This is a genomic window from Paenarthrobacter sp. NPDC089988, from assembly GCF_044748465.1.
Taxonomy (GTDB): domain Bacteria; phylum Actinomycetota; class Actinomycetes; order Actinomycetales; family Micrococcaceae; genus Arthrobacter.
Window position 1 is genome coordinate 142,967 of the sequence record NZ_JBIVGD010000004.1, and the last position, 26,728, is coordinate 169,694.

Sequence of the window (26,728 nt, forward strand, 5' to 3'; positions counted from 1 at the left end):
TAGACGGGTTGGGGAGGTTAGAAGGTGAGCTTCATGCCCTCGTGGCTCGCTACGAACCCCAGCCGCTCATAGAAACGGTGTGCCGCTGCGCGGGATTTGTCGGTGGTCAGCTGAACCAAGGAGCAGCCGCGTTCCCTGGCCTGCCCTATGGCCCACTCGATCATCAGTGTCCCGATGCCTTGCCCGCGCAGCGCCTCGGACACCCGAACGGCCTCGATCTGCGCCCGCCAGGACCCCGTGCGGGACAAGCCCGGGAGGTAGCTGAGCTGGAAAGTGGCCATAACGCCCCCGTCCCGTTCGCCCACCACCAGGAGGTGGGCCGGATCGGCGTCGATCGCGTCAAAAGCCTGTTCATACGGCGCCAGGTCGTCGGCACTTTCGCGGGTGGCACCCAGCTGATCGTCCGCGAGCAATGCGAGGATCCGCGGCAGGTCGTCCTTGCGGGCACGCCTCAGGGTGAAGGTGCCGGAGTCGACGGCGGCAGTCAGCAAAGCGGGCACGGAGGCGGAGTCATCGGTCACCACCCCAGCTTGCCATTTCTTTTCAGAACTCAGTGTTGCTAAGTACCACTACTTAGTTCTACTATGTAGTGGTAGCTAGTAATACCGAGTAGTGAAGGAGGTGTCCGATGGGCAAGCAAATGACGGAGATGCTCAAAGGCACATTGGAGGGCATTGTGCTGGCCCTCCTGACCGGAAAGGCGGCGTACGGATACGAGATCACCACGCTGCTCCGTGCACAGGGCTTTACCGAGATCGCTGAAGGAACCGTGTACGCACTGCTGGTCAGGATCGAACAAAAGGGGCTGGTGGACGTCGAGAAGCGGCCGTCCGAAAAGGGCCCGCCCCGCAAGGTGTACACGCTCAACGCCCAAGGCAAAACCGAACTGGACGAATTTTGGAACACATGGAGCTTCTTGTCCGAACGGCTTGAACAGCTCCGCAAGGAAGGAAATTAACATGGCAGCAAAATGGATCGAGCTGGTCACCGGATCGCTCGAACAGAAGAAGCAGTACAAGCAGGCCAAGGCACGCCTGGACTCCCTGCCTGAGCCCTACCTCACCGTTGCAGGCGCCTTCAACCGGTACCTGATGTACTACGGCGGCGTCACCGAGGGCGACACCATGGTCCAGATGTTCACAGACTTCGCAGACTTGTGGGAACGCGCCGCCATCGACGGCACACCCGTCAGCGAGATCGTAGGCGAAGATCCGGTGGAGTTCGCCGAATCCTTCGCCCAGGCATACGGCGGAAAGCGCTGGATCGACAAGGAACGCGAGCGCCTGGAAAAGGCCATCAATAAGGCAAAGGAGGCGGAATCATGACCGCGACAGCAATTCGGGTCCAGGGCATCGAGAAGTCGTACAAGGATCTCCATGTTCTCCGCGGGGTGGATTTTGAGGTAGCGACGGGCAGCATCTTCGCCCTCCTGGGCTCCAACGGCGCGGGTAAGACCACCATGGTGAAGATACTGTCCACGCTTCTCAAGGCGGATGGCGGGCAGGCCGCCGTCGAAGGTTTTGATGTTGCGGCGGAATCGCTCCAGGTGAGGCAGTCCATCAGCCTCACCGGACAGTTTGCCGCGGTGGACGAGATCCTCTCCGGCAAGGAAAACCTGGTGTTGGTGGCGAAACTGCGGCACTTGAAGAATCCGGGCCAGATCGCGGATGAGTTACTGGCGCAGTTCAGCCTCACGGAGGCAGGACCGCGCAAAGTGGCGACATACTCCGGCGGCATGCGTCGTCGCCTGGACATCGCCATGAGCCTGATCGGCAAACCCAAAGTGATCTTCCTGGATGAGCCCACCACCGGCCTGGACCCAGAGGCCCGCTTGGAGGTGTGGCAGATCGTCAAGAACCTCGCCAACCAAGGGACCACGGTTCTGCTCACCACCCAGTACCTCGACGAAGCCGAGCAACTGGCAGACAGAATCGCCATTCTTCATGAGGGGCGAATCATTGCCAACGGCACCCTCTCCGAGCTCAAGCAACTGCTGCCGCCGGCCAAGATCGAATACGTCGAAAAGCAGCCGAGCCTGGAGGACATCTTCCTGGCCCTGGTCGGCACCGGAAACAACGCGTCAGTAAAGGACAGGTCATGAACACCCACTTCTTCGCAGACACGTCCGTGCTGCTGGGCCGTTCCATGCGGCACATCTTCCGCAGCGTGGACACCATCATCACCACGGCGATCACGCCGATTGCCATCATGATGCTGTTCGTGTTCGTCCTCGGCGGGGCGATCGAGACGGGCACGGACAATTACGTCAATTACCTGCTGCCGGGCATCATGCTGATCGCCATCGCATCCGGCATTGCCTATACCGCCTTCAGGCTGTTCATGGACCTGAAGAGCGGCATCTTCGAACGGTTCCATTCCATGCCCATCGCCCGGTCAGCAGTGCTGTGGGCCCATGTGCTGACGTCGGTGGTGGCCAACCTCCTGTCGGTGGTGATCATCGTGCTGGTAGGCCTGCTGATGGGCTTCCGCACCTCGGCTGGGATCCTGGAATGGCTGGCAGTGGCCGGAATCCTGACCTTGTTTACAGTGGCCCTGACCTGGGTGGCTGTCATCGCCGGCCTCAGCGCAAGCACCATCGAAGGCGCCAGCGCCTTCTCCTACCCACTGATCTTCCTGCCGTTCATCAGCTCGGCCTTCGTCCCCACCGACACCATGCCTGGCCCGGTCCGGTGGTTCGCCGAGAACCAACCGGTCACGTCGATCGTCAACACCATCCAGAACATCTTCGCGCAGCGGCCCGTGGGATCGGACATTTGGGTAGCCCTCGCATGGTGCCTGGGAATCCTGGTGCTGGCCTACGTTTTCGCGGCAAGGGTGTACCGGCGGAAGATCTCCTGATTTCCTGACGCAGAACAAAGGAACCAACGGCTTAGCTCCCCTGTCCACAGCGGGAGCTTTCGCCATGCAGACCGATTCGCCATTTGTCAGACATAAGTTATAGCTTTACAGAACCAAATTTGTAACGGCCGTCACCATTTTGACGGTTCTTCCGAAGGGTTCTTGAACACTCATGTCCGACCAGACAACAACGGGGCAGCACACTGCCTCCAGCAGGGATGCCGAGCCCCACCTGTCACGCTCGCTCAGCAACCGCCACATCCAACTCCTGGCCATCGGCGGCGCCATCGGAACGGGCCTCTTCATGGGTTCCGGCAAGACCATCTCGGTTGCCGGCCCTTCCGTGATCTTCGTTTACATGATCATCGGCTTCATGCTCTTTTTCGTCATGCGGGCCATGGGACAGCTCCTGTTGTCCAACCTGAACTACAAGTCCTTCAGCGACTTTGCCGGCGATCTCCTGGGGCCATGGGCCGGATTCTTCACCGGTTGGACCTATTGGTTCTGCTGGGTTGTCACGGGCGTTGCAGACGTCATCGCGATTGCCGGTTACGCGAACGAGCTCTGGCCCGGGATTCCCCTGATGATCCCCGGGTTCGCGACCATTGCCATCCTCTTGTTGCTGAACCTTCCCACCGTGAAGGCGTTCGGCGAGACCGAGTTCTGGTTCGCCCTGATCAAGATCGTCGCCATCGTGGCACTGATCGTGGTGGGCCTGGTGCTGATCTTCACGGGCTTCCAGTCCAACGCAGGCACCGCAAGCTTCACCAACCTGTGGAACCACGGAGGCTTCTTCCCCAAGGAATTCATGGGCTTCGTGGCCGGCTTCCAGATCGCAGTGTTCGCGTTCGTGGGCATCGAACTGGTGGGCACCGCCGCTGCTGAAACCAAGAACCCGGAGCACAACCTGCCCCGCGCCATCAACGCCATCCCCCTGCGCGTCATGCTCTTCTACGTCGGCGCACTCATCATCCTGATGTCCGTTACCCCCTGGACGGAATTCAAGGCCGGGCACAGCCCGTTCATCGCCATGTTCTCCCTGGCGGGCCTCGGCATGGCAGCCACGGTGGTGAACCTGGTGGTTCTCACCTCCGCAATGTCCTCGGCCAACTCCGGCATCTACTCCACGTCCCGCATGGTCTTCGGCCTCGCGAACGACGGCGACGCCCCCAAGGTCTTCGGCCGGCTCTCCAGCCGCAAGGTACCCCAGAACGCGTTGTTCCTCTCCTGCGTCCTGCTGCTCTCCGGCGTAGCGCTCCTGTACTTGGGCAAGGACGTGGGAGCAGCCTTCGACATGGTGACCACCGTCTCGGCCGTGTGCTTCATGTTCGTGTGGTCGATCATCCTGGCCAGCTACCTCGTGTACCGCAAGCGCCGGCCGGAGCAGCATGCGGCCTCGCCGTTCAAGATGCCTGGCGGTGTAGTGATGGTCTGGGTGGTCTTCGCCTTCTTCGCGTTCCTGGTCTGGGCGCTCACCACCCAGCCGGACACGCTCACGGCGCTGTTGGTAACCCCCGTGTGGTTCGCGATCCTCGGTGTTGCCTACGCCGTAGTCCGCCGCTCGCCGCTGCACCAGGCCCGCGTGGCCGAGTGGAAGGCAATGGCGCAGCGCGAAACCGCGGCAGCGCGCTAAGTCCAACACGCAGAAAAGCCCGACGCCGGACACTCAACGCGAGTGCCGGCGTCGGGCTTTCTGGTACGCGTCAGGCGAAGTAAACGCCGATGCGGTTGCCGTCGATTTCTTCGATGCGGATGTGGATGTCGTAGACGTCGTGCAGCATCCCGGCGCGCATGATGTCCGCCGGTGTGCCTTGGTGAACGAGCCTGCCGTCCTTCATGGCCAGGATGTTATCCGAGTAGCAGGACGCGAAATTGATGTCGTGGACCACCTGGACGATGGTCTTCCCGAGCTCGTCGGCCAAGCGCCGCAGCAACCGCATCATCTCCACGGAGTGCTTCATGTCGAGGTTGTTGAGGGGCTCGTCCAGCAGCAGATACTCGGTATCCTGCGCCAGCACCATCGCGATATACGCGCGCTGCCGCTGACCGCCGGAGAGCTCGTCCACGAACTTGTCTGCCATGGAAGTGAGGTCCAGCTGGCGGATCGCCTCGTCCACGTGCCCAAGGTCCTCAACTGTCGGCCGGCCGCCACTGTGCGGAAAGCGCCCAAACGCCACGAGATCCCGGACTTTGAGCCGCATGGTCAGGTGGTTTTCCTGCCGCAGAATGGCCATGGTCTTGGCCAGTTCCTTGCTGGGCGTGGCAGTGACATCCAGCCCGGCTACGGAGACTCCCCCGGCGTCCATGGGCTGGAGGCGGCTGATCAGCGAAAGCAGCGTGGACTTCCCGGCGCCGTTGGGGCCGATGATGGACGTGATGCCGCCACGGGGAATTTCGCAGCTGACGTCGTCCAGCACGGTGGTGCCGCCGTAGCGCTTGGTGACGTTGCGGACGGTAATCATGGGCGGAACCCGGTCATTTCAGCGAGCCTTTCAGCAGGAGGTACAGGAAGAGGATGCCGCCGGTGAACTCAATGATGACGCTGAGCGCGGTGGCGAAACCGAACACGCGCTCCAGCACCAACTGGCCACCCACCAGCGCAATCGCCCCGATGAGCACCACGATCGGCAACAGCCACGCATGCCGGAATCCGCGGCAGAGCTGGTAGCCGAGACTGACTACCAGGAGTCCGAAGAACGTCACGGGACCCACCAGCGCCGTGGAAATCGCCACCAGCAGCGAACACGCCAGGAGGACGCGCATCACTACGCGCTTGTGGTCCACGCCCACGTTGATGGCCACCTCGCGGCCCAGCGCCAGCACATCCAAGGTGTGCCGCATCCGCCACACAGCGACGCATACGGCAGCGATCAAGAGCGCGGAAACACCCAAGAGCCCCGGGTCCACGTTGTTGAAGCTGGCAAAGAACAGGTCCTGCAGGATGATGAATTCGCTCGGTTCCATGAGCCGCTGCAGCAGCGAAGACAGCCCGCGGAAGAAGGTCCCCAGTACGATTCCCACCAGCAACAACAGGTGCAAGGACCGCGTGGCACCGGTGAACATCCACCGGTACAGGAACGCGCTGAACCCCACCATCAGCAGGATTTCCAGGCCGAACTTGAGCGTGGAGGGAGCCGTGGCCAGCGTCGCAGCACCTGCCACGAATGCCAGCGCGGTCTGCACCAGGATGTACAGCGAATCGAAACCCATGATGGACGGGGTCAGGATCCGGTTGGCCGTCACGGTCTGGAACAACAGTGTGGACACGCCCACCGCTACGGCCACCAGCAACATTGCGGACACCTTGATGGCCCGGCGCGGAAGGATGTAGGCGATGTTGCCTTTGAGGTCGATGGTCAGGAAAACAGCAACAAGCACGACGGCGGCAATCGCCAGGATGCCGATCACGAGTCCCGGCGGGGTGCTTCGGATTGCCTCGCGCCATCGTGCAGGCGACCATGGCCGCCGGCCTGGCATGCCGCCGTCGTGCGTTGCTTGAGTGCCGGACGAAGTCAGGGCCGATGTCACAGGGTTTTCAGGCATTGCGTTTCCTCAGGAGCAGGAAGAGGAACAGCACGGCGCCCAGCACGGACATGACCATGCCGACGGGTACCTCGTAGGGGAACCGGATGGTCCGGCCGATGACGTCGCAGACCAGCACGAAGGCTGCCCCGAACAGAGCGGTCCAGGGAACGGCCCTGCGGAGGTTGTCCCCGAAAAGCAGGGACACGATGTTGGGTACCACGAGTCCAAGGAACGGAACGGCGCCGACTGTTGTGACGACAACGGCCGAGATCAAGGAGACGATCATCAGGCCGAGCCGCATGGTGCGCGCATAGTTGAGGCCAAGGTTGGTGGTGAAGTCCTGCCCCATGCCGGCAACGGTGAAGCGGTCTGCGGCGAAGAGGCCCACCAAAACCAGGACAGCCACGATCCACAGGAGTTCGTACCGGCCACGCAGCACCCCGGAGAAATCGCCGATCATCCAGTTGCTCAGCGTCTGGAGGAGATCGAAGCGGTAGGCAAAGAATGTGGTGACAGCGGCAATGACGCCGCCCAGCATGATGCCCACCAAGGGGACCAGCAGGGTGTTGCGGGCCGGGAGCCTGCGGAGGATGGCCAGGAACAATGCCGTGCCGAGGATCGCGAAGACGCTGGCCACGATCATCTTGGTGAGGATCGGGGACTCCGGAGCCAGCACCGTCACCACCAGTATCCCGAGCGTGGCCGATTCCACGGTCCCCACGGTGGACGGCTCCACGAACCGGTTCCGGGCCATGAGCTGCATGATCAGCCCTGCAACGGCGACGGCCATCCCGGCCAGGACCACAGCCAAGGTGCGGGGCACCCTCGAGACCCAAAAGATTTCCCAGGTCCCGGCGTCGTTCGCCAACAGGGCGGGTAGCGAAACATCGCTGACGCCCACGAAGATACTGCCGACGGCGATCAACAACACAACGGCAGCAGCCGCAACCAGGCGGGCGGATTCGCCCGTCCGGTTGCGGCGTGCTGGTGCCGTGGGATGCACGGCGGTAGTTGTCACTGCAGGGGTGTTTTAGGCGACCGAGTCGGCCACTGCGGTGACCATGGCCTGGACGTTGTTCAAGCCATAGCCCACGATGTACCAGCCGGCGGGATCGAGATTGACGATCTTGTTATTCTTGGCGGCGTTGGTGGACTTTACGAGCTCGTTGTCCAGGATGGGGTTGGCCGTGGAGCCGGCGGTGCCGATGGCGGTGTCGCGGTTGATGACGTAGAGGATGTCCGGGTTGGTTTCCTTGATGTATTCGAAGGAAACGGCCTCGCCGTGGGCGCCCTCGGACTTGACCTCGGCAGCCGTCGGGACGCCCAGGACGTCGTGGATGATGCCGAATCGGGAACCGGCGCCATAAGCGGTGACTTCGCCGCCGGAGGTGAGGACGATCAAACCCTTGCCGGCGGTAGCTGCCTTGGCCTTGGTCTCGGCGACGGTCTTGTCCACCTCTGCGAGCTTGGAGGCGACTTCGTCTTCCTTCTTGAAGATCTTGCCGAGCTTCTCTGTCTGCGCCTTGAAGCTCTCCATCGGCTTGGCAGCGTCTACAGAGAGGTCGATGGTGGGAGCGATCTTGCTCAGTTCTTCATAGGCGCCGGAGGTGCGGCCGGAGATGATGATGAGGTCGGGAGCCGCGGAGCTGACAGCTTCGAAGTCGGGTTCCTTGAGCGAACCGACCTTGGCGTACTTGGCCTCGGAGAACTTCTTCAGGGCGTCCGGGTAGCTGGCCTCGGGAACACCGGTGGGCTCCACGCCGAGTGCGTTCATGGTGTCCAGCACGCCGAGGTCGAACGTGACAACCTTGGCCGGGTTCACCGGGACGTTGGCTGTGGAGCCTTGGGCGTGCTCGACGGTGATGGTGCTGGCCTCTTCCGGCTGCGACGACGCGGTGGCGCCGCCTCCGCAGGCCGTGACGGTCAGCAGGGCTGCCCCTGCAGCCAGTGCCCCAATGTAGCTCGACAGCCTCTTTTTCACGCCGGTACTCCACTCACTAATAAGTCATAGATGTGTTGCCTAATTGCGCTTTGACTCTATTAGTAAGGTGAGGCTAACTTCAAAACCGAGTGGCGTTAGAGGGGCTAAAAGTGAGCGAACTCACGGGTTTTTCTCCTCCTGGAGACCTAAAGGCTCTCTTGCGTACCGACCACCCGCCCCCTCACTTTTGTCCGTCCAACTGACGAAAGTGAGAGAGCAACCGGGAAAAGCGGGCGTTCGGTGATAGAGCGTTAGAGCTCTGCCTTGCGGTCCTCCACCAGTTTCAGGACTGCCGGGAACAGCGGGTGCGACGGCGTCAGTTCCGTCACCCGTTCGACGACGGCGGCCGCGTCCTGTTCCGCCAGGAGGTTGGCGAGTTCCACGGCCTCGTCATCGGACCCGTCGTCGAAACGGAGGGCCGCGGACATGGCTTCGAGCAGCGCCGAGGGAGTCACGCCGCGCTCGGCGAGCTCCGCAGCGGGACCGATGAAGCGCTCGTGCCTGCCCAGCTTCCGCAGCGGGGCGCGGCCCACGCGAACCACCGTGTCAGGCAGGTGCGGGTTGGTGAAGCGGGACAGGATCTTCTGCACGTACGCTTCCTGCGCGGTTTCCTCGAAGCCGTGCTTGGCAACCAGCAACTCCTTGGTTTCCTCCAGGACGGCACGGACCTTCGCGGCAACGGACGGATCAGCCATGGCATCGGAGATCTTCTCCAGCCCAGCCTGGTACCCGAAGTAGGCCGCCGAGGCGTGGCCCGTGTTCACCGTGAAAAGCTTGCGCTCGATGTACGGTCCCAGCTCGTCAACGAAGGTGGCCCCGGGGATAACGGGCGGGTTCGCGCCAAAGGGCGTCCGGTCGATGACCCATTCGTAGAAGGTCTCCACTGTGACGTCCAAGCCCTGGCCCGGAGCCTGGTTGGGAACGATCCTGTCCACGGCAGTGTTGGCGAAGACAGCCACGGAGTCCAGGTCCCCCGCGGAGTCGTCCCAGGCCGCCCGGACCTCCACGTGCAGGAGGTCCGTGGCGTTGATTGCGTTCTCGCAGGCCATGACCTGGAGGGGCGGCAGGTCCGCGGGCCGGGCAGCCAGTCCGCGGGCGATTACTGGGGCCACGAACTTCAGGATGTGAGGCCCCACCGCCGTGGTGACCACATCCGCCGTCGAGATTTCCTCCACCACGGCAGCTTCCTCGGTGCTGGAGTTCAGCGCACGGAAGCCGTCCACGGTCTTCACCGCGGCGTTCTCGCCAACCTCGTGTACCTCGTAGCTGTCCGCCGAGGCCAGCTGGCTGATCAGGGCATCCGCGACATCCGCGAACACCACCTCGTAGCCGGCCTCGTGCAGCAGCAGCCCCACAAAGCCTCGTCCAATATTGCCCGCCCCAAAATGGACTGCCTTCACTATGCGTTGACCTTTCCGAACAGCTCCAGGACTTCCTCAACCGTGGTGGCCTCCTCCAACTGGGCAACCTGGGCCTTGTTGGTGAAGATCTTCGCGATGGAGGACAGGATGTGGAGGTGCTCATTGTTGAGGCCGGCAACACCGACCACGAACTTCACTTGCTTACCGCCCCAGTCGATGCCTTCCGGGTAGCGGACGATCGAAACGGCCGAGTGCTTGATGTGGTCCTTGGCGTCGTTGGTACCGTGCGGGATCGCCAGGAAGCTGCCCATGTACGTGGACACGGATTCTTCGCGTTCGTGCATGGCGTGGACGTAGCTGACATCCACGGCGCCACGGTCCAGCAGGAGCTGGCCGGCCTCGTCGATCGCGGAATCGCGGTCACGGGCAGTGCCGTTCAGGGTGACGCTTTCGGCCAACAGCACGCCCTTGCCTCCGACGGCGGCACCCGGCTCCGCGGCATGGGCACCGTGGCTCGGGGCTGCTTCCGTCTCAGCAGCACTGCTTGGGTGTGCGGCTGCGGGACCCTCGGTGTTGCTGGTCTTCACGAGCTCCACGATTTCGTCATACTTTGGGCTGTTCATGAAGTTGTCCACGGAGTAGTGCACTGCGCTGGAGGTCTTCGGCTGGGCGCGTTCGGTGAGGTCCTGGTGCGTGACCACTATGTCGTAGGTATCGCTCAGGTTGGCGATGGCCGAGTTGGTGACCTTGACGTCCGGGAAGCCCGCTGCCTTGATCTTGTTGCGGAGTACCGAGGCACCCATGGCGCTGGAGCCCATGCCGGCGTCGCAAGCGAACACGATGTTCTGGACCGGACGGGTGAGGACCGCCACGTCGCTGCGGCCGCCACCTTCGCCCACCAAGGCGGAGGAAACGGAGCTCTTCTTGCCCTTCATGGCTTCCATGCGGGACGTTGCGGCGGAGAGGTCGTCCTCGCCCTTGTTCTTGGACGTACGCAGGATCAGCGAGGCGATCAGGAACGAGACTGTGGTGGCCAGGACCACGGCCAGGATCACGCCGAAGTAGCTGTCGCGGGCAGTCTGGGCAATGACGGCGATGATGGAACCCGGAGCGGCCGGAGCCACCAGGCCGGAGTTGGTCAGGGCCAGGGTTGCAATGCCGGTCATACCGCCACCGATAGCGGCGAGGATCAGGATCGGCTTCATCAGGACGTACGGGAAGTAGATCTCGTGGATGCCACCGAGGAAGTGGATGATCGCAGCACCCGGAGCGGAAGCACGGGCGGCACCGCGGCCAAAGAACATGTAGGCCAGCAGGATGCCCAGGCCGGGGCCGGGGTTGGCTTCGAGCAGGAACAGGATGGACTTGCCCTGCTCCAGGGACTGCTGGACGCCCAGCGGAGTCAGCACGCCGTGGTTGATGGCGTTGTTGAGGAACAGGACCTTGGCGGGCTCAATGAAGATGCTGGTCAGCGGCAGGAGTCCGTTGTCCACCAGGAACTGGACCACGTTGCCGGCACCCTTGCTGAATCCGGAGACCAACGGGGAGATGCCATAGAACCCGAGCAGGGCCAGGGCCGCTCCCCAGATACCGGCGGAGAAGTTGTTGACCAGCATCTCGAAGCCCGGGCGGATCTTGCCGTCCCAGAGGCGGTCGAGTTGCTTGATGGTCCAGCCACCCAGCGGCCCCATGATCATGGCGCCGATGAACATCGGGATACCGGCACCGACGATCACACCCATGGTTCCGATGGCACCCACCACGCCACCACGGACGTCGTAGACCATCTTGCCGCCGGTGTAGGCGATCAGCAGCGGCAGCAGGTAGGTGATCATCGGGCCAACCAGGCCCACATTGGCAACACCCTCGGCGTTGGTGCCGAAGCCACCGAGCTGGGGCACGGGGATGTAGCCCTTCTCAATGAAGAGGGCCGTGATGAGGCCCCAGGCGATAAATGCCCCGATGTTGGGCATGATCATGCCGGACAGGAAGGTTCCGAACTTTTGGACGCCAACGCGCAGGCTGGTGCGGGGCTTCGCAACGGTCTCTGTTGCCATGTGAATTCCTAACGTGTGTCCCGCGGCGGCGCGGGGTCAGTCGATATAGATCGAGCGAGGACAGCTTTAGGAGCTGCTGGAAATGCGGTGAAGCCACTCAAGGAAAAGCTTCAGTTCAGAGCTGGACAATTGATCTGAATGCGAGGCCTGCAGTGCCGCGTTCAGGGCGATTGCCGCAACAACCACGGAGGACTTGCCGGAGTCCTCCGCTGCGGCGCCACGGGCTGTGTCCGTGGAGACGGCGAAAATCATGGAATCCCGGGTCATGGTTGAGAGCTCCAGGTTCCGGTCTTCCACCGGTTCGGCGATAAGCATGAGCGTGACGCCCACGTTGGCCGCGAGGATACTGCGTGCCGCCTCGCGGGGCGGCACATTGATCTGACCTGAGATGGCGGCCTTGTTCAGCATTTCCTCGAGGAGTGCTTCAGCATCGGCCACGATGGCTGGGCGGCTCTCCGGACGGATGTTGCCGAACATTACCAGGTACAGATGGGGCTGGGTGAGGCCGAACTGGACGTGGTTGTCCCACATCCGCCGGACGTCCTCCAAGGGTTCCCCGGACGGTGCAAAATCGCGCTCCCCTGCCACATATTCTTCAAAGCCGGCCGAAACGACGGCGTCGAACAGGCCTTCCTTGTCGCCGAAGTGGTGGTAGAGCGTGGGCGCCGTAACCCCCGCAAGTTTGGTGATCTGGCGCGTTGAGACCGCTGACCCCTCCGAATTCGCCAGCAATTCGGCAGCTGCGCGAAGCAACCGAATTTTCGGCGGAAGCTGGTCATCGAAACTCATAACCGCTACCCTAGCACCTATAGCGTTGCTATATGAAGTGGCTCACAGCAGAATTTTGTAGGCTATTTCCACAGGCCCAGGGTGCCGTTGCCGGTGGGCCCGATCCAACAAGCAGGGAACAGAGGATTCAGTGCAGAATTTCCAAGGAGTAGGGGTAAGCCCTGGACGCATCATCGGTTCCGTCCGTCAGATGCCCAAGCCGGTGAGCGAACCGCCGTCGGGCGAACGGCTCGCCGCGGACACCAGTCCGGAAGACGCCGTCGCGGGCCTGAAAGCCGCCGCGCAGTCCGTCCATGACGAACTGAAGGGCCGCGCGGACATCGCCACCGGCGACGGAAAGGCCGTCCTCGAAGCCACGGCCCTCATGGCCAAGGACACCATGCTGCTGAAGTCGGCCACCAAGCTGATCAACGGTGGTTCGTCCCCTGAACGGGCCATCTGGGAAGCAGGAGCGTCCGTCTCCGAGATGCTGCACAACCTGGGCGGCTATATGGCCGAGCGGGCCACCGATGTCCTGGACGTCCGCGCCCGCATCGTCGCCGAACTCCGCGGCGTTCCCGCCCCCGGCATCCCCGCCTCCGAGACTCCCTTCATCCTGGTGGCCGAGGACCTCGCCCCCGCCGATACGGCCACCTTGGACCCCGCCAAGGTGCTGGCCCTGGTCACGTCCGGCGGTGGCCCGCAGTCCCACACCGCGATCATCGCCCGCTCGCTGGGCTTGCCTGCCGTGGTTGCCGCGCACGGCGTCGACGCCGTGGCCGATGGCTCCGAAGTCTTCGTGGATGGCGCCGCCGGCTTCGTGTCAGTTGAACCATCCGAGGAGCAGCGCGCTGCCGCGACGGCATGGGCCGAAACTTCCGCAACGCTCGCCTCCTTCGACGGCAACGGCACGACGGCGGACGGTCACCTGGTGCCGCTCCTCGCCAACGTGGGAGGTGCCAAGGACGCGGTGGCCGCTGCAGGCCTGGGCGCCCAGGGCGTGGGCCTGTTCCGCACCGAATTCTGCTTCCTGGAACGCGATACCGAACCTTCCGTGGACGAACAAGCCGCAGCCTATAAGGCCGTTTTTGATGCCTTCCCGGGCAAGAAGGTGGTCCTGCGCACCCTCGACGCCGGCGCCGACAAGCCCCTGCCCTTCCTCACGGATGCCACCGAGCCCAACCCTGCACTGGGCGTCCGCGGCTACCGCACCGACTTCACCACGCCCGGTGTACTGGAACGCCAGCTCGAAGCGATCGCCCGCGCCGCATCCGAATCAGAAGCCGACGTGTGGGTCATGGCACCCATGATCTCCACGGCCGCCGAAGCCGGACGCTTTGCCTCATTGTGCGCAGCTGCCGGAATCCAGACTCCCGGCGTCATGGTGGAAGTACCCTCCGCGGCTTTGACCGCGGCCACCGTGCTGCGGGAGGTCGGGTTCGCCTCACTCGGAACCAACGACCTCACTCAATACGCCATGGCAGCAGACCGCCAACTTGGTCCTCTCGCGGAGCTCAACACTCCTTGGCAGCCTGCTGTGCTCCGGCTCGTGCAGCTCACTGTTGAAGGGGCGGCGCAGGAAAGCTCAGGCCGCGAGGGAACGCCCAAGCCCGTCGGCGTTTGTGGCGAGGCGGCCGCGGACCCGGCCCTCGCCGTCGTGCTTGCCGGCCTGGGCGTCACCACACTGTCCATGACCGCACGGTCCCTGGCCGCCGTCGGAACCGTACTCAAGACGGTCACGCTGGAACAGGCGCAGGAACTCGCCCGCCTGGCCCTCTCCGCACCGAGCGCCACTGAGGCCCGCGAGTGGGTCCGCGCCAAGCTCCCCGTGCTCGAAGAGCTCGGCCTGTAAGTTCCGGAAGTTCCAACCGCAAGGAGAAACCCATGCCCGAACGCACTGCCACCATTGCCAGCAAGTCCGGACTGCACGCCCGCCCCGCGGCGCTTTTCGCCGAGGCCGCCGGCGAACAGTCGGTGGATGTCACCATCGCCATGCAGGGCGAGCCGGCGGATGAAGCGCTCGACGCCGCAAGCATCCTCTCGCTCATGACGCTCGGAGCCGCGAAAGGGGACGTTGTTGTGCTGCGGGCCGAGGGCGAAGGAGCGGATGAGGCACTGGACGCACTGGTAAAGCTGCTGGAGACGGACCTGGACGCGGTCTGATCGTTGCCGGGAACCCGCCCGCGCTAGGCTTCTGCCATGGCATTGATAGCTCCCCGCGTCACGGCAGGCCTGCCCGCCGACGACGCCCGGAACCTGGCACGATCGCTCCAGGACAGCAACGACATCACGGTGTTCGTCGACGGCACGGTCCACCGCCTGCCGGACCAGGCGAGGGACGCCGTCGTAGACCTTCTGGCCCGGCTGGGCCGTGGCGAAGCGGTGACTGTCAGCAGCGTGGAAGAAATGCTAACCACCTCGCAGGCCGCCGAGCTCGCGGGCATTTCGCATACCTATCTCCGCAACATGACCGACCGCGGCGAGATCCCTGTGGAATACCGGGGAACCCACCGCCGGATCCGGCAGGCGTCGATCATCGCGTGGCTGGAGTCCCAGAAGCGGAAACAGGAAGAATCCGCGGCTGGAGGCGGCACGGGGACCGACGCCGACGCCAGCTGAAATGCGTCCGGCAGATGTCGGAGTGATAAGGATCAAGCAACGATCCAAGCCAACGGGCCAGCACCCGTAAACACCGGGGTTACGCTTGTTTGGTGGGCAATTTCAAAGGGTGGCATATCGTGGCCGGGATGGCCGCAATGGCACTTGCCGCACCCTTGGGGTCCGCTATGGGATTGAACTTCGTAGCCACCTTCATGTTCGCCTGCGTCGTATTCGTGGCGGTGGCCATGTGGACCGAATCACGGATTGCCCGACGCCGGGAGGCAGCCAACGCCGGCAGCGCGCCTGACGCTTCGCGCCCCGCGGGAGACGCCGCCGAATCGGACGACGCCACGCGCGACTGACCCGCGGCGGCCAAGGGAAGGCCTCCAAACAGGGGAAAAAGCCGGCGCTTGCTGTTTGAATAGCCATATGTCTTCGAGGTCCCGCTCTGTGGTTTGGCCGGTGGTGCATGAGGAACGACGCGCCCTCATCAAGGACCTGGAAGCACTGCACGGTCCACTCTGGAACGCTGAATCCTTATGTCCCGGCTGGAGCGTCCATGATGTGCTGGCCCACTTGATCGACTCAGCCAAGACCACTCGCCTGGGGTTCGCCCGACGGATGATCGCCGCCCGTTTCGACTTCGACCAGGACAACGCCGTGGGAGTAGAGCGGGAACGGGCGTCCGATCCACGCCATACCCTGAAGTCCTTCCATGCCGTTGCCGCCAGGACCTCCGGACCGCCAGCTTCTCTGGCCACCCGGCTGGTGGAAGCGTTCGTGCACGGCGAGGACATCCGCCGCCCGCTGGCGATCAGCCACAGCTATCCTCCTGAACACGTGGCCACGGCATTGGACTACCAACTGAAGACCACCACCAGGATGGGCGGCGGCAAGGAGGTCGCAGCAGGATGGCGCCTCGTTGCGACGGATACCGGGTACGCGCGCGGCGAGGGCCCGGAAGTGCAGGGACCCGCCATCTCACTGCTCCTCGCCGTCTCCGGGCGGGCCATTGCAGGCCATGAACTAACAGGCCCGGGCGCGGACGTTTTCCTGCAGCTGGCGCGGGGGTAGGGCGCGGCGACCCTAACCTGGACGGGTGGCGAGAATTCCAGGAACTCGAGTGGTTGATTCGAGCCATCCGGCGAGGTTCCGGTCCAACATCCGAGCCAGCTTCAGGCAAGCCTCGTGGGCCTGCTGCACGGTGAGCCGATGCTGCTGACCGGGGAGCGGAAAGCCAGCCACAAAAGGCTCATGATGGGCAGCCCTGTTTCGTGCGGCATGGACGATGGTGACGACTCCCAATGTCCAGGTCCTTGTGAATTTCACGCCGTCAGCCGTAGCCGCCGATCTTCCACCTCGAAATGCCCTGTTGAGGCAGCTATTCCAAAGAAGCTCATGCGACGCCCGAAATCGCTGTGGTTCCCGCCCTACATATCCCCCCGGTTCCAAAAGTCCCTTCCAGAAGCCGAACATCAAGCCTGCAATGAGGTGGCCGGAGGTGCGCCGTCCCTGCGGCAATTTCGACCAGGCCTCGGCCAGCTTGTTCCGGCTCGGCCCATCCAGCCCAATGTCTGCCGTGTACCAGAAACGCCCGTAGGCAATCTCCAGTTGCTTGGCCATAGCGTTCCTCACGGCCACTTCCACGATTGCGATGTCGGCCAAAAGGGCTGCCGAAACGTCACGATCCCAAATATAGAGCTGTCTCGCCAGCGAGTGATCGTACGAGGCAGCGGCCATGTACGTTGCCATGCGGACTGGGGTGATGGCCTCGTCGAGGGCGCGGCTGTGGGCGCCGTTGGACCAAGTTTGGGCATTGGTCAGTATTCGGCGCTCCTTGCTAGACTGCAGATGAAGTCCCCGGACCCGCCTCTCTGGACATGAGCCATGATGCGGCCGGGGTTTTTTGTACGCCCATTCTAGGTAAGGGGCCGAAACAGAACTCTGCAAAAACCATCTTTTCCACAGGCCTCTCACTGAACGGGAAAGACTTTGAGCGCGAGGAACGGCGTGGCGCCGGGCTGCCCTTGTTGGACGCGGGGCCCGAGGCTAGGCTGGCAGGGCAGTGCAAATCATAAGGTTACTGAGGAAGAGGTTTGGCCATGACGAGCTATGACCCCGAGGACGACCCCCAAACGTTCGGCGTTTCCGGCGCCGCAGAGCCGGACAGCATCCACGAGGATCCGGACATGCGGCAGGACGAAGACCAAGACCCCGCAGCCTCCTCGAATCCGGATCCGGAAGACGGCAACATCACCGGACTGGAGCCGGGCGGCGGAGTGCCTCCGGGAGAAACCCCTCCCGGTGAAGGCAGCATGAGCGGCGACCAAGGCCACGAGGAGTAACCGCTCCACATCAATCGCCAGGCCGCTGCTCCGTTATGGGCAACATCGAGATAGCGGCTTGGCGGCGATTGGGCGCTATTTCAGCCGCAGGATCTCGCCCAGATCGTAGTCGGCCGGTTCCTCCAGCTGCGAGTAGGTGCAACTGTCCGGAGTCCGGTCCGGCCGCCACCGACGGAACTGGGTGGTGTGCCTGAAGCGATCGCCCTCCATGTAGTCGTATGCCACCTCGATCACGAGTTCCGGGCGCAACGGCACAAAGGAAAAGTCCTTCCCGGCACTCCACCGGCTTTGGCCACCGGGCATCCTGGATCCCCCGGCGGACTCCTGGTTGGCCCATTCACCCCACGGATGCTCGGCGAATTCCACCTGGTATGGCTCCAACTCGGCTACCAAGGCTTCCCGCTTGGCCATGGGGAACGACGCCACGACACCCACATGGTGCAGGTGGCCTGAGTCGTCATAGAGCCCCAGCAACATGGACCCCACAACCTTGGCTGTTTTGTGCCAACGGAATCCTGCCACCACGCAGTCAGCCGTCCGTTCATGCTTCGTCTTGAACATCACCCGCTTGTTCGGCTGATAGGTGCCGTCCAGCGGCTTGGACAGCACGCCGTCGAGCCCGGCTCCCTCCAGTTGCACGAACCATTCCTTGGCGCGGTCAAGGTCGGTGACCGCAGGCGTGATGTACACGGGCGGTTCGGCGTCGGCGAGCGCCTTCTCCAGCGCAGCCCTGCGTTCGGCGAAGGGCCGTCCTGTCAGGTCCTCATCCCCCAGGGCGAGCAGGTCGAACGCCACCAGCGAGGACGGTGTCTTCTCTGCGAGCATCCGGACGCGGCTGTCGGCCGGGTGGATTCGCTGCTGGAGCCCCTCGAAGTCCAAACGGTTGCCGGAAATGAGGATGATCTCACCGTCGACTACGCATTTCTCCGGGAGGTTCTTTTGGAGCGCGTCCACGAGTTCGGGGAAGTAGCGGGTCATGGGCTTCTCGTTGCGGCTGCCGAGGACGATCTCGTCTCCGTCCTTGAACACGATGGTCCGGAAGCCGTCCCATTTAGGTTCGTAGTGCCCCACATCCGGGATGTCGGGCACGGACTTGGCGAGCATGGGCGAAACGGGCGGCATCACAGGCAGGTCCATAGGATCATGTCTACCGGCCAGTACATGCCCAAAGCTAGTGTTGACCCATGGATTTGTTGGCCGTGCTGGCTGCCGTACTCTGCGGTCCCGCCCTCGTGGCGCTCCTTTGGATCTGGACCCGGCGCCGGAGCAGTAAGCGTCCGGTGAAACGCGCAGCCTTGGCGGGCGTCCTCGGCATCGTGGACGAGATCTACCGCCCCGAAACCCACCTTGCGCACCAGGTACAAAAGGTCCAGCATGAATTGCCGGCTAGGGCGCCAGCACCGAAGGGTAGGCGATAAGGTCACCTCGAATCCTTGGACGTTCCGTCCGTTACATTAATGTGACTTTACTTCCCTGCTCCTGTACGGTCGAAGGGCGACCCCGATCTCCGCTGGGCCGCTTCCGGGCTGACGCCGAGCTCTGCCGCATCCCGGAATCCGCCAGATCCGCGGCAGAGACGGGGGACCCAGAGTTCCCGGGCCTGCATTCCGCAGGCCCTTGGGGTGAAGCCGCCACGTGCGGCCGGACGGCCTCGTCCGAACCCGACAGCTAACCTCGCAGGCGTTGAGAGGCAATCACCCATGTCCCCAACCATGGATCAGCCGCGCCGTGCCCAGGAGGCCACCGAGCGCACCAAGCCAACCGGACGCCGTCGGGCCCAACCCAGCGGACAGTCCCCCACCAGCGTTGAAAGCACGACGGCGGCATCCGCCGCTGCTGCCAATCCCACCGCTCCTGCGCCCACCGCTCCTGCGCCCATGACGCGCGCGGAGCGCCGCGCGGCCGAGCGCGAGGCAGCCGCCCAGGCTGTCATCGCGCCGGAAGCTTCGGCTTCGGACGATGTTGCTGCTCCTGCCTCAGACCACGTGCCCAGCACGACGGCGGACGATGCCCCTCGGATTGCGTCGACGACGCCCGGGCCGCCGACGTCCGCGATCCCCGTGGTGCAGCCAGCCGAGCCTGCTTCTGAGGCAGAGGCCGCTCCGGCGACGGCCGCCATCCCGGTGGTACAGCCCGCCGAGCCCGCTTCTGAAGCCGAAGCTGCTCCCGCGACGGCGGCTATTCCGGTGGTACAGCCCGCCGGGCCCACCTCCGAAGCCGAAGCCGCTCCCGCGACGGCCGCTATTCCGGTGATGAAGCCGTCCGAGCCTGAACCAGCCACCGCATTCATTCCGACAGTCGCCGCCCCGGCGATCGGCGCATCCGAAGCCCATCCTGAGTCCAGTGCCCAGCCGAAGACGCCTGCACAGATTGCCGCTGCCGCAACGGCCTCCGCGGGCTTGGCAAGCCAGCAGGCCAGAGCGGCCAAGGCAGCTGACGGTTCACAGCCGCGCAGGGCCGCCACTTTTCCCGGTACGGCCACGTCAGCGAGCCCGGCCACGTCGGCCGCCACTGGCAAGTCGACCACCGCAAGCAAATCGGCCTTCGGTTCGTTTGGGGCGTCGTCCTTCACCCGGGAACCGCACTCGGTCCTGACCAAGGCCGCTTCCGTGAAAACGATGGGCCAGCGCATGGCCGTCGTGGCTGGAGCGCTGGGCTTGGTCCTGACGGTGGGTACGGTCAGTCAGGCCTTGGATCTCCCGCTGTTCGGCCAGGACAACCAATCGCAGCAAGCCAGCGGCTCTTCCAAGGACGCCGACGGGCGGGCAACGGGCACCGCATCCCCCGGCCCGACGCCGTCGTACACCACGGCTTCGTCTACGTCCGCAGCCACGACCGACGCGGGCCAGCCCTCAGCCGACGCGGCACCACCCGCAGCCGAGGCACCTGCTGCCGCACCGGCGTCGTCGGCAGCTGCTCCGCAGGTTTCGCTGGCAGCACCCAAGTGGGTCCCGTCCACGACTCCTTCGGCCGTTGCCCCGGTGCCCGGAGTAACTTCCCCGGTCCCGAGCCAGCCTGCAGCGCCGCCGTCGGACACCATCACGGCACCGACGCCGACCCCCACCACTACTCCGACACCCACAGTCACACCGACGCCGACGCCTACACCCACCCAGACGTCCAAGCCGAGGCCCAGCAACGACCCAAAAGCAAGCAGCGCCCCGACGACCAGTGAGCCCACCCTGAGTGTGGACGGCTTGCTGGACCTTGCCAAGGAGGCGCTGAAATGAGCACGCGCATGCCTCGGACAACCACGCACATCGGCTGGCACGGCCGGTACTGCAGCAGCAGCCGGACGGCGTCCTTCCGCCGCCGGATGGGCCGCTGGAGTTGCCAGCGCTTGCGGCGGTCGTAGGATCCAGAGCAAGAAAATGAGGCAGTCACCCGCGCGGGTGGCTGCCTCATTCGCATTGCCGCCGCCAAGTCACCCCAATAACCAGGCGACGACCAGAAGCGCCGCAACGCAGAGCACGGTGGTGCACAGAATCACATCCCGGGCCACAACCGTGCCGCGGCCATAGGGAGAAGCAAAGAGGAACACGTTCTGCCCAGTAGGCAGGGCGGCCATAATGACGCTTGCCAGCAAGTGGTTGCCGTCCAATCCAAAAACAAACCGCGCCAGAACCCACGCCACCACGGGCATGCCTGCCACTTTGAGAAGCGTGGCCACCAAGGTCTCCACCCTCCCGTCCCCCTGCTGCAGCGGCGCCTTCCCTGCCAAGGACATGCCGAAGGCCAAAAGAACCATGGGCACGGCAGCCCCCGCCAGCATGTCCACGGGCTTCTGCACCAACTCCGGCGCGCGCCAACCGGTCAGGGCCATTGCAACGCCAAGACCGGATGCAATGATCATGGGGTTGCCCAGGGGTTGGAGGATGACGCGCTTCCAGTGGATCTTTTCGCCACCCGCCAGGCCAAGGATGGTCACATAGAAGGGCGCCAGGACCAGCAGTTGCACCAGGAGGACCGGGGCGACGTGCTGGGCCGTCCCTACGGCATAGAGGGAAACCGGGATGCCTATGTTATTTGCATTGGCGTAGCTGCTGGCCATGGCACCGACCGCCGTTTCCGCGACGGAGCGGCGAAAGAACAGGAAACTCAGCAAGCAATAGAGAAGCCCCACGATCACCGCGGAGAGCAGCGCGAGCGGGGCATCGATACCCAGCGCGGCACGGATATCGCTGCCGGCCACCACCGTGTACAGCAACGCCGGGTTGGTGATGTAGAAGGCCGTCTTGGTCAAGGCGCCTTGGACGTCGGGCGACAGCACCTTCAATCGCACTGCCACGTATCCCACGGCGATGACCGCAGAAATGATGAGGATTCCGGAAACAACGCCGCCCACACTGATCCTTCCGAGAAGTGAGAAACCGTTTTCTCAGAGTAGGCGGACGGCAGCCCGGCTGTCCATTTGGTTCTGGTGCGCGGCTTGGGGCACGGCGTGCGGCTCAGATGCGCGGCGTGCTGCTCGGCTGCCCGGGGCGCGGCTCAGCCGGCGGGGGTCAGATCCGGGGCCGCCCGGCCCAGCGCCGCGCTTTCAACGCTGCATGCAGCTCCAGCCGGATGGCACCGCCCAGCGGATCCGCTCCGATGAGTTGGCGGATCTTGCCAAGCCGGTTGTAGATGCTGCTGCGGTGCAGGTGGAGTTTTGCGGCGACGTCCTGGACCGAGCCGTCGTTGTCGTACAGCAACTCGAGGACGGGAAGCAGTTCGCCGTTGCGGTCGTGGTCCTCGAGGGCGCGGAAGTGCACGGATCCGGCGTCGTCCCAGCCGCCAGGTGCCTGCAGCCGGTCGAACAATTGGTAGACCCCCACGGACTTGCTGTCCACGAGCTCGCCGAGTGGAAGATCAACAGCAGCAGCCTGGGCGGCCACCTTCGATTGGCGGTAAGCACCTGCGAGTTGCCGGATCACCTGGATCGGCTCGCTGATGCCCAGGATCACGCGATCCACTTTCCGCCCGGCGCGCTTGGCCAGTTCCAACTGGTAGTGCACCAGGACTTGGGCGTGATCGGCACGGCCGCCGGATTCGCGGAACAGCACCACGGAATGGGTCTCGGTCCCGGCACTGAACAGGGCCGCATCAACGCCGATGGTCGACTGCAACGCGGCGGAACGGTGCGTCAGCGTGGCCGCGAGAGGGTCGACGGCGGACCCGGCACCGTCGGCGTCCAGTATGGTCACTACCTGCCAGGGGCCGCGGCCTTGGATTTCCTTCCACCCGGCAACGGCGGCCACTGCGTTGGATTCTCCGCCGCAGGCCGCCAGGAACTCCTGTTCCCGGCGCCTCCGGAATTCCGACTCGGCCGTGTTCGAGTCGAGCAGGAGCCCTGCCAGCAAGTCCAACTCGTCACGGACCCCTGGCAGTTCGGCGAGTATCGCCGTCGCGCTTTGCTCCTCAAGGTCCTGCTGGACCCATAAGTAGCCCACGCGGAAACCGCGGACCAGCAAGGGGACGCACACCCGGCCCAGCATGCCGAGCTCGTCGTTCGCCGGCACCACAACGGGACGCACCGCCGTCGCAATTCCGTGGGAGAGCTGCCACGCGCTGACGTCGCTTGGCACCTTCTTGCTGAGCAGGAAATTTACGCGGACGCGGTCGGCGTGCGACTGGTTGGAACTGTAGGCGAGGAGGACGCCGTCGAGGTCTTCAAGCGAGAGTCCGCGTCCCAGCTTCAATGCCACGCGTTCAACGATTTGCTCCACGTCTTGCTGCATCCGGAAAGCGTACCAACACCAGGCGACACTTGACGCTTGAGTGCTCGACAAATGTCGAGCCTGAAATCCAGAAAACCTTGAATTTCCGCGGTTTCTGCCAGCGCACTTCAGCAGCGTCCATGTCGCCTGCCTCACAGCCGGATCTATTCTGGAATCACAGCCCACAGCAACAAATCCGGCCTTAAGAGGCCGCTGACGATGGAGCCCCACATGATCATTGGCGTCCCCAAGGAAATCAAGAACAACGAGTTCCGCGTAGCCATCACGGCCGCCGGCGTGCACGAGTTCCGCACCCACGGGCACACCGTCCTAGTGGAGCGCGGCGCAGGCCTCGGATCCGGCATCACCGACGAGGAATACTCGATCGCCGGAGCCGAAATCGTTGCCGACGCTGACGACGTTTGGGGCCGCGCAGACATGGTCATGAAGGTCAAGGAACCCATCAAGGCCGAGTACCACCGCTTCCGCAAGGGCCTGATCCTCTTCACCTACCTGCACCTCGCCGCCGAACCCGAGCTCACCGCTGAGCTCATCAACTCCGGCGTCACGGCCATCGCCTACGAAACCGTGCAGGAAGGCCGCACCCTCCCCCTGCTAGCCCCGATGTCCGAGGTCGCAGGCCGCCTGTCCGTCGTGGTGGGCGCGTCCTCCCTCATGGCCCCGGCTGGCGGCAAGGGCATCCTCCTGGGCGGCGTACCGGGCGTCCGCCCGGCCAAGGTTGTTGTCCTCGGCGCCGGCGTTGCGGGAACCAACGCCGCTGCCATGGCGCTGGGCCTCGGTGCTGATGTCACCATCATGGACATCAACATCAACCGGCTGCGCGAACTCGACGCCCTCTACCAGGGCCGCCTGAAGACCGTCGCCTCCAACGCCTACGAGATCGAGAAGTCAGTTGTCGACGCAGATCTCGTGATCGGCTCCGTCCTGATCCCGGGCGCCAAGGCTCCCAAGCTGGTCACCAACGAACTCGTGTCCCGGATGAAGCCGGGCTCGGTGCTGGTGGACATCGCCGTGGACCAGGGCGGCTGCTTCGAGGACACGCACCCCACCACCCACCAGGAACCGACGTACAAGGTCCACAACTCGATCTTCTACTGCGTTGCCAACATGCCCGGCGCCGTTCCGAACACCTCCACGTACGCACTGACCAACGTCACCCTGCGCTACGCCGTCGCCCTGGCAAACCTGGGCGTCAAGGCCGCCTTCGACCGCGACCCCGCACTCGCTGCCGGCCTCAACATCGCCGCAGGCCACGTGGCACACCACTCCGTCTCCGAGGCGCACAACCTGCCCCTCGTTGAGGACTGGCACAGCCTGGTCTCCGCCTAGCCTTTCAGGCGAGTACGACGGCGGGGTACGGCTTCCATCGAAGCCGCACGCCGCCCGAACGGTCCCACGTCCGCTGGTCGCGAAGGGCGTCAGGGTTCTGGTGGTTGGCGCCGGCAGACACGTGAAGATTCCTGGCGGGTGGTGGAACGACCACAGCAATGTTCAGCGAGTCCCGCGGGCAGCCCTCGCTGCATGGGGTCGGGCTCGGAGCTGAATTAGCCGCAGTACTTCCTCCTCATTAGCCAGGCTGCCATCGATGGAAAGCAAAGAAAGCAACTGCAAGGGACGGTGGGCTTCCGCTGCGGCCTGCATTTTGTGATGGCCATCGAGCAAGAAATGCGTGATGCCCCAATGGCCGTAGTAGTCCGTTCCGTTGTCGACGGCCGGCGCACAAACATCAAGGATCGACACGGCCACTGCAGTCGGGGTAGACGAGTTCAAGAGTTCTTGTGCGTACTCTTCCACCCGACCGGATTCGTTCCAGTTAGGGGGCACCATCGGAACGACGAATTCGAATGCGTGTGCCGAAGCATTCACCGGGGCTTGCCATGTCCGGTAGTACGGGGTTTGCGGATACTCGGGGAGGCCCCAAAAACCTGAAATTCCCCAGGTATCTACCTGTTCCTCGCTAAAGTAATCCCCTTCGCGGCCTGGATACACCAAATCGGGCTGCACCCGCAGGAGCAGTGGCACGTAGGAACCCTCCGGCAGAATCGCGGCGAAGGCGTCAAGGACGCCGCTCTCGATTTTTGTCGATACCGGAGTTCAGGGTCTTCTGCATTTCCGGAAGAGATAATGTCTCCGTTGCCCCTTCCAGGCGCTTGAACAGCAGCGGGCAGGTTCCGCACCACCACGAGAGCTCAAACGCGGGTTCAGCACCCTGCCACAGCAGACGTCGCCCAACCCCTTGTCCGTTCGGTTTCTCTTCCTGTCCGAGCCGCAGCACCGATGACTTCGAGTCCCTGACGAACCGGGTCTCACCCGTTTCCAACAACATGATCGGCAGTCTAGCTCCGTTGCACCCGCAAGAGATTCAAAAGGGATTGTCAGCGCTGGTCGAATCCTCGGGCACCCCAATCGACCGGCCAGTAATCGCAGTTGCACGTACCGTTCCGATGAGGGACCCTCCGGCTGGTTACATTTAGGCTTCCTGCGAAGTCGATACTGCTGGCTCCCCGGAAGAACTGAGGACATTCATGGCCTCTGAAGCGGCCGAAGAACCAGGCGTCATTTCCGTAGAGGACACGGTCGTCCGGCTTCTGGAGCGCCTCGGAATCCCGCTCCCGAAGTGTCTGCAGGACTGATGTGGATGACCGATCAACAAAGTAGGAAGAGAGGCTCAAAGGCGGGGCGCTAGTGACCGACTCAAACGGCGCCCCGTACGCCAATCCCTCACCGGGACACATTTGAGACCTGAAACTCAGTCCTGTTTACAGGTTCCCTCCCTTGCTTCACAGTCGAGGCATGAGAGCGGCAGGCATTCTTCCTGAGGACGCCCCGGATCCCCGTGCCAAATGGGCCGAGAACCTGAAACTTATGCCCATTCCGGTGATGGGGCTTACGCCCCAACCTTCGTTGGAGGACACGGACTCCGTGGGTGTGACCAACGGCTGGGATGAGCATGGATACAGCGAAGTGACCGCTAGCATCACTTACACGCTATGGCGAAACCCGGATAATCACGAAGATCCGGTAAACCTCGCAGACCTCGACGAGAAGTCGAGGAGATCGATTGAGGAAGTTCCGCCTTGGCCGCGCCCCCCGTGGCTGATCGAGCAGGTGGAGCGACTGCGCTACCCGCAACTATGGGACGCAGTGCGAACCACCTGGCACCGCGCTCCATCCGAGCACTCATCGGTTCAACGCCTTCTGGCTGATCACATCAATCACATCCTCATGAACCAGTACCGACAAGAGCTCTGGCCGGGAAGCGACCCTTGGGACCATCACCCACCCCCGATAACCAGCCGGATGGTCAACAGCCACGTCAGGACCGTCGTTAACGGCATCAGCGTGCCTGGTGCAGAGGTCGACACGGACCCGTTCGTGTACGGCATCGGAGCCCAGCTGGCAACCGGCGGCGTCGTGACGGCAGTCCTTCCGCGCGCTGAGCTCGGGCACATCCAGATCCATTTCACGACCCGCGGAAACAAAGTCCGACGTCCGTAGGAGGATCCCCTACCGG

At 63.6% G+C, this 26,728-nt stretch carries 29 protein-coding genes and 1 riboswitch; of the genes, 15 read left to right on the forward strand and 14 right to left on the reverse strand.

Translation table 11 applies throughout. From position 1 onward, the window contains the following. Positions 1-17: 17 nt before the first annotated feature. The gene (locus ACIPV6_RS07585; RefSeq protein WP_400270289.1) at positions 18-521 is read right to left on the reverse strand and encodes a GNAT family N-acetyltransferase; all 504 of its coding nucleotides are present in this window, start codon (positions 519-521) and stop codon (positions 18-20) included. A 107-nt stretch (positions 522-628) separates the two neighbouring features. Between ACIPV6_RS07585 and ACIPV6_RS07590 the strand changes: the two genes are divergently transcribed. The 5 genes from ACIPV6_RS07590 to cycA all read left to right on the forward strand — a co-directional run bounded on the left by ACIPV6_RS07590 (position 629) and on the right by cycA (position 4,492). Beyond that, complete coding sequence (locus ACIPV6_RS07590; protein WP_400270290.1) at positions 629-958, forward strand: PadR family transcriptional regulator; 330 nt, start codon at positions 629-631, stop codon at positions 956-958. Position 959: 1 nt separating this feature from the next. Beyond that, the gene (locus ACIPV6_RS07595; RefSeq protein WP_400270291.1) at positions 960-1,325 is read left to right on the forward strand and encodes a DUF1048 domain-containing protein; all 366 of its coding nucleotides are present in this window, start codon (positions 960-962) and stop codon (positions 1,323-1,325) included. Beyond that, on the forward strand, positions 1,322-2,101 hold the full coding sequence (locus ACIPV6_RS07600; protein ID WP_400270292.1) for an ABC transporter ATP-binding protein: 780 nt from the start codon (positions 1,322-1,324) through the stop codon (positions 2,099-2,101). Before ACIPV6_RS07595 ends, ACIPV6_RS07600 begins: the two co-directional genes overlap by 4 nt. Then, complete coding sequence (locus ACIPV6_RS07605) at positions 2,098-2,859, forward strand: ABC transporter permease (RefSeq protein ID WP_400270293.1); 762 nt, start codon at positions 2,098-2,100, stop codon at positions 2,857-2,859. The genes ACIPV6_RS07600 and ACIPV6_RS07605 overlap by 4 nt, the downstream gene beginning before the upstream one ends. Positions 2,860-3,031: 172 nt before the next feature. Next, positions 3,032-4,492: a D-serine/D-alanine/glycine transporter gene (cycA, locus tag ACIPV6_RS07610; protein ID WP_400270294.1), complete on the forward strand. Its 1,461-nt coding sequence runs from the start codon at positions 3,032-3,034 to the stop codon at positions 4,490-4,492. 70 nt (positions 4,493-4,562) lie between these two features. Here the strand turns inward: cycA and ACIPV6_RS07615 are convergent, their stop codons facing one another. The 7 genes from ACIPV6_RS07615 to ACIPV6_RS07645 all read right to left on the reverse strand — a co-directional run bounded on the left by ACIPV6_RS07615 (position 4,563) and on the right by ACIPV6_RS07645 (position 12,572). After that, complete coding sequence (locus ACIPV6_RS07615; RefSeq protein ID WP_400270295.1) at positions 4,563-5,321, reverse strand: ABC transporter ATP-binding protein; 759 nt, start codon at positions 5,319-5,321, stop codon at positions 4,563-4,565. A gap of 13 nt (positions 5,322-5,334) precedes the next feature. Then, positions 5,335-6,402 (reverse strand): iron chelate uptake ABC transporter family permease subunit, encoded by a 1,068-nt coding sequence (locus tag ACIPV6_RS07620; RefSeq protein ID WP_400270296.1) that lies wholly within the window; start codon positions 6,400-6,402, stop codon positions 5,335-5,337. Next, positions 6,395-7,402, reverse strand: a complete 1,008-nt coding sequence (locus tag ACIPV6_RS07625) for an ABC transporter permease (protein ID WP_400270297.1) — start codon at positions 7,400-7,402, stop codon at positions 6,395-6,397. The genes ACIPV6_RS07620 and ACIPV6_RS07625 overlap by 8 nt, the downstream gene beginning before the upstream one ends. A 12-nt stretch (positions 7,403-7,414) precedes the next feature. Next, positions 7,415-8,365 (reverse strand): siderophore ABC transporter substrate-binding protein, encoded by a 951-nt coding sequence (locus ACIPV6_RS07630; RefSeq protein ID WP_400270298.1) that lies wholly within the window; start codon positions 8,363-8,365, stop codon positions 7,415-7,417. 251 nt (positions 8,366-8,616) lie between these two features. Continuing rightward, positions 8,617-9,765, reverse strand: a complete 1,149-nt coding sequence (locus ACIPV6_RS07635; RefSeq protein WP_400270299.1) for a mannitol-1-phosphate 5-dehydrogenase — start codon at positions 9,763-9,765, stop codon at positions 8,617-8,619. Next, positions 9,765-11,783, reverse strand: coding sequence for a PTS mannitol transporter subunit IICBA (locus ACIPV6_RS07640; RefSeq protein ID WP_400270300.1), 2,019 nt, complete (start codon positions 11,781-11,783; stop codon positions 9,765-9,767). The genes ACIPV6_RS07635 and ACIPV6_RS07640 overlap by 1 nt, the downstream gene beginning before the upstream one ends. A 66-nt stretch (positions 11,784-11,849) precedes the next feature. Then, positions 11,850-12,572 carry a TetR/AcrR family transcriptional regulator gene (locus ACIPV6_RS07645; protein ID WP_397324597.1) on the reverse strand — a complete coding sequence of 241 codons (723 nt, stop codon included), beginning with the start codon at positions 12,570-12,572 and terminating at the stop codon, positions 11,850-11,852. A 130-nt stretch (positions 12,573-12,702) separates the two neighbouring features. On the opposite strand from ACIPV6_RS07645, the gene ptsP reads away from it, so the two are divergent. The 5 genes from ptsP to ACIPV6_RS07670 all read left to right on the forward strand — a co-directional run bounded on the left by ptsP (position 12,703) and on the right by ACIPV6_RS07670 (position 16,226). Further along, on the forward strand, positions 12,703-14,403 hold the full coding sequence (gene ptsP / locus ACIPV6_RS07650; protein ID WP_400270301.1) for a phosphoenolpyruvate--protein phosphotransferase: 1,701 nt from the start codon (positions 12,703-12,705) through the stop codon (positions 14,401-14,403). 32 nt (positions 14,404-14,435) lie between these two features. Further along, complete coding sequence (locus ACIPV6_RS07655) at positions 14,436-14,714, forward strand: HPr family phosphocarrier protein (RefSeq protein ID WP_397324594.1); 279 nt, start codon at positions 14,436-14,438, stop codon at positions 14,712-14,714. A 36-nt stretch (positions 14,715-14,750) separates the two neighbouring features. Beyond that, positions 14,751-15,170, forward strand: coding sequence for a helix-turn-helix domain-containing protein (locus ACIPV6_RS07660; protein ID WP_400270302.1), 420 nt, complete (start codon positions 14,751-14,753; stop codon positions 15,168-15,170). Positions 15,171-15,262: 92 nt separating this feature from the next. Then, entirely contained in the window at positions 15,263-15,514 is a 252-nt protein-coding gene (locus tag ACIPV6_RS07665) for a hypothetical protein (protein WP_400270303.1), read from the forward strand. Positions 15,515-15,581: 67 nt separating this feature from the next. Continuing rightward, positions 15,582-16,226 (forward strand): maleylpyruvate isomerase family mycothiol-dependent enzyme, encoded by a 645-nt coding sequence (locus tag ACIPV6_RS07670; protein ID WP_400270304.1) that lies wholly within the window; start codon positions 15,582-15,584, stop codon positions 16,224-16,226. Between the two features lie 12 nt (positions 16,227-16,238). On the opposite strand, the gene ACIPV6_RS07675 is transcribed toward ACIPV6_RS07670, so the two are convergent. Further along, positions 16,239-16,892 (reverse strand): hypothetical protein, encoded by a 654-nt coding sequence (locus ACIPV6_RS07675; RefSeq protein ID WP_400270305.1) that lies wholly within the window; start codon positions 16,890-16,892, stop codon positions 16,239-16,241. 362 nt (positions 16,893-17,254) lie between these two features. Here ACIPV6_RS07675 and ACIPV6_RS07680 point away from each other — a divergent pair, with 362 nt between their 5' ends. Further along, a complete protein-coding gene (locus tag ACIPV6_RS07680; protein ID WP_400270306.1) occupies positions 17,255-17,497 on the forward strand; it encodes a DUF6480 family protein in 243 nt (80 codons plus the stop codon). A 75-nt stretch (positions 17,498-17,572) separates the two neighbouring features. Here ACIPV6_RS07680 and ACIPV6_RS07685 read toward each other — a convergent pair whose 3' ends face one another. Next, a complete protein-coding gene (locus ACIPV6_RS07685; RefSeq protein WP_400270307.1) occupies positions 17,573-18,634 on the reverse strand; it encodes an ATP-dependent DNA ligase in 1,062 nt (353 codons plus the stop codon). Between the two features lie 47 nt (positions 18,635-18,681). Here ACIPV6_RS07685 and ACIPV6_RS07690 point away from each other — a divergent pair, with 47 nt between their 5' ends. Then, on the forward strand, positions 18,682-18,915 hold the full coding sequence (locus ACIPV6_RS07690; protein ID WP_400270308.1) for a hypothetical protein: 234 nt from the start codon (positions 18,682-18,684) through the stop codon (positions 18,913-18,915). 129 nt (positions 18,916-19,044) lie between these two features. Then, positions 19,045-19,194: riboswitch (cyclic di-AMP (ydaO/yuaA leader) on the forward strand. A gap of 3 nt (positions 19,195-19,197) precedes the next feature. Continuing rightward, positions 19,198-20,727 (forward strand): hypothetical protein, encoded by a 1,530-nt coding sequence (locus ACIPV6_RS07695; RefSeq protein WP_400270309.1) that lies wholly within the window; start codon positions 19,198-19,200, stop codon positions 20,725-20,727. Positions 20,728-20,921: 194 nt separating this feature from the next. Here the strand turns inward: ACIPV6_RS07695 and ACIPV6_RS07700 are convergent, their stop codons facing one another. Both ACIPV6_RS07700 and ACIPV6_RS07705 read right to left on the reverse strand, forming a co-directional pair. Next, positions 20,922-21,842: an AEC family transporter gene (locus ACIPV6_RS07700; RefSeq protein WP_400270310.1), complete on the reverse strand. Its 921-nt coding sequence runs from the start codon at positions 21,840-21,842 to the stop codon at positions 20,922-20,924. 157 nt (positions 21,843-21,999) lie between these two features. Beyond that, positions 22,000-23,214, reverse strand: a complete 1,215-nt coding sequence (locus tag ACIPV6_RS07705) for a PucR family transcriptional regulator (RefSeq protein WP_397324581.1) — start codon at positions 23,212-23,214, stop codon at positions 22,000-22,002. 210 nt (positions 23,215-23,424) lie between these two features. On the opposite strand from ACIPV6_RS07705, the gene ald reads away from it, so the two are divergent. Further along, positions 23,425-24,543, forward strand: a complete 1,119-nt coding sequence (ald, locus tag ACIPV6_RS07710; protein ID WP_397324579.1) for an alanine dehydrogenase — start codon at positions 23,425-23,427, stop codon at positions 24,541-24,543. 162 nt (positions 24,544-24,705) lie between these two features. Here ald and ACIPV6_RS07715 read toward each other — a convergent pair whose 3' ends face one another. Together ACIPV6_RS07715 and ACIPV6_RS07720 are read right to left on the reverse strand one after the other, a co-directional pair. Next, entirely contained in the window at positions 24,706-25,236 is a 531-nt protein-coding gene (locus ACIPV6_RS07715; protein WP_400270311.1) for a hypothetical protein, read from the reverse strand. Between the two features lie 34 nt (positions 25,237-25,270). Then, positions 25,271-25,540 (reverse strand): hypothetical protein, encoded by a 270-nt coding sequence (locus tag ACIPV6_RS07720; RefSeq protein WP_400270312.1) that lies wholly within the window; start codon positions 25,538-25,540, stop codon positions 25,271-25,273. Between the two features lie 467 nt (positions 25,541-26,007). On the opposite strand from ACIPV6_RS07720, the gene ACIPV6_RS07725 reads away from it, so the two are divergent. Further along, a complete protein-coding gene (locus ACIPV6_RS07725; protein WP_400270313.1) occupies positions 26,008-26,712 on the forward strand; it encodes a hypothetical protein in 705 nt (234 codons plus the stop codon). The last annotated feature ends 16 nt before the right edge of the window (positions 26,713-26,728 follow it).